The sequence below is a fragment of the Wolbachia endosymbiont of Tuta absoluta genome, assembly GCF_059414725.1.
In genome coordinates this window covers 1-529 of record NZ_JBNRJY010000468.1, presented here as the reverse complement: position 1 = coordinate 529, position 529 = coordinate 1, and the positions used below count along the sequence as shown (strand labels likewise).

The window sequence follows — 529 nt, the reverse complement described above, 5'->3', positions numbered from 1 at the left end:
ATTAGTTACTCCTATTCATATTCAACCAGAATGATATTTTTTATTCGCTTATGCTATTCTCCGATCTATTCCAAATAAACTTGGAGGTGTAATTGCTTTAATTATATCAATTTTAATTTTAATTATTTTACCCTTTACTTGTAACAACTATAATTCAAAATAAAATTTGATTTAAAGGATAAAATTGAATTCCTTGAATTTTTTTGTTCACGATCACCCAAAATTGCAATACACGTAATTTTCAGGTGCCATGGTTATGAATGTCATATTTAAGTGGACTTGACCATATTTGAGTGGACCGCGAACTTCGTTTCGCTGACTGAATATTATAGTTAGCATACAATCGCCAAATTTCCTTCTTCTGTGTTTTTGTATTTAGCGCGGGAATGATCAAATTTCCTGCCGTAAAAAGTATTCTAGATGTCGGCTAGGCTTAATAGCTATACATTAAAAAAAAACCGTCTAGAACTTTTGGAGATTAGCCTGGACAAACAGACAGACAATAAATTAAAGAAAATTTAAATGTGTT

General features: G+C 30.6%; 1 protein-coding gene. It reads left to right on the top strand.

Annotated elements, in window-relative coordinates; translation table 11 throughout:
• Positions 1-55: 55 nt before the first annotated feature.
• Positions 56-163, top strand: a complete 108-nt coding sequence (locus ACJ5GX_RS05075; RefSeq protein ID WP_495292770.1) for a hypothetical protein — start codon at positions 56-58, stop codon at positions 161-163.
• Positions 164-529 lie beyond the last annotated feature (366 nt).